Source organism: Mesorhizobium sp. M7A.F.Ca.CA.004.04.2.1 (assembly GCF_004022825.1).
Lineage (GTDB): Bacteria > Pseudomonadota > Alphaproteobacteria > Rhizobiales > Rhizobiaceae > Mesorhizobium.
In genome coordinates this window covers 1-1,795 of record NZ_RZPH01001148.1, presented here as the reverse complement: position 1 = coordinate 1,795, position 1,795 = coordinate 1, and the positions used below count along the sequence as shown (strand labels likewise).

The 1,795-nt window shown below is 60.2% G+C and carries 2 protein-coding genes; one reads left to right on the top strand and one right to left on the bottom strand.

Features of this window, described 5'->3' with window-relative positions; all coding sequences use genetic code 11:
* Positions 1 to 1,476: tetratricopeptide repeat protein (locus EN893_RS32290; RefSeq protein ID WP_128362106.1), on the top strand; the 1,476-nt coding region annotated here is incomplete at its 5' end.
* Positions 1,477 to 1,485: 9 nt separating this feature from the next.
* Here the strand turns inward: EN893_RS32290 and EN893_RS32285 are convergent.
* A partial coding sequence (locus EN893_RS32285; protein ID WP_245490939.1) for a LysR substrate-binding domain-containing protein occupies positions 1,486 to 1,795 on the bottom strand: 310 nt, incomplete at its 5' end.

The window sequence follows — 1,795 nt, the reverse complement described above, 5'->3', positions numbered from 1 at the left end:
GCCGATAATCGTCTGCACAATTGCGGCGACGATGAGCTCGACGCCTCCAAGCGGATCGTCGTGTGCACCAGCCTGCTGGAGGACAAGGCCGTATCGGTGAATGATCAAGCCCTTGCCCATTTCAACCGAGCGAATGCACTGGACGGCAGCGGCGAATATGACCGCGCCATTGCGGACCTCGACCAGGCGATTGCGCTCGATCCGAATCATATCCTCGCCTTTCGACGGCGCGCCGAGATCTGGATGAAGAAAGGCGACAAGGCTCGCGCCATTGCTGACTATGACCAGGCGATCAGGCTCGATCCAAAGGATGCCTCGATCTACCGCGACCGCGCTGATGTCTGGGCGAGCAAGATGTTCTACAAGCGGGCCATTGCCGAGTACGATCAGGCGATCAGCCTCGATCCGAAAAACGCCGTCGGCTACAACAATCGCGGTCTGCTATGGTCGTACATCGATGATGCGGACCGGGCCTTAGCCGACCTTAGCCAGGCGATCACCCTCAATCCCCATTATGCCGAAGCCGTCACCAATCGGGGTCGGGTCTGGTCGTACAAAGGCGAGTATGATCTTGCGCTGGCGGACTACGATTACGCGATCGCCATCAATCCAGGCTATGTGCAAGCCTACGACAGCAGGGGCCTCGTCTGGGCATCCAGGCATAAATATGATGACGCCATATCAGATTACAATCTCGCGATCGCAATAGATGCCGGCTATGCTGGCGCCTACAGGAACCGTGCCGCGGCCTGGAGCGATAAAGGCAAATACGACACCGCCATCGCGGACTATGATCAAGCGATCTTCCTCAATCCTGAAGATGCCGCCGCCTATCTCGGGCGCTGTTACGTGTGGCTGTACATGGCGAAAAACAATCGCGCGATCAATGATTGCACTCAGGCGTTGCACTATGCGCCGAACTATCCCAGCGCCTACGAAGCGCTGGGTATCGCCAGTATGTACAAGACAGACTATGTCGAGGCCTTCGCCAACTTCAACGAGGCTGTTCGTCGAAACCCAAAATTCGCGGGTTTCTATCAAAGTCGCGGCATTGCCGGATTCTACTTTGGTCCGGCCGCCAAGGCACAGGCCGATCTGGAGAAGTCCGCCCAAATGCAGCCCCAGGATGCGTATTCCGCAATCTGGGTGGACCTTGCCCGGCGCCGCAACGGGCAGTCGAGCATCCTGCGCGTGGCAAAGCTCGACATGACGAAATGGCCGGCGCCGCTGGTCCGCATGCTGCTGGGTGACCAGGCGCCTGAAGTGACACTGAAGGCGGCTGATGATCCGGATGCAACCATCAGGAACGAGCAGGTCTGCGAGGCCAATTTCTACACAGCGGAATTCCAGCGGCTGCAGCATCGTGACGACGAGACGTTGCCGCTCTATCGGCTCGTGCTAAGCGATTGCCCAAAGCATTTCATCGAATACCTCGCTGCGATCAACGCGCTACGCTCCATGGGCAAAGCGCCGTAGAGCGCGACTTCACACCAGCGCCTCCGCCAGCAGTTTTGCCTGTGGCGTCAGATCCTCGAAGCGGCGGGCACAGAGGTTGAGCTGGCGTGTTGCCCAGTCGTCGGTCAACCGTAGGCTGCGCAGCGTGCGGGCGGAGCGGCGCGCGGCACTTTCGGGCACGATGGCGATGCCGGCGCCCTGGGCGACCAGCCGGCAGACATTGTCGAGGCCGGGCACGCGGATGCGGAAGTGCAGATGGCCGCCAAGGCGGGCGGCCTGACGGGTGATGTGCTCCTGCAAGGGATGGCCGGCGCTCAGGCCGACAAAGGCTTCGCCGAGC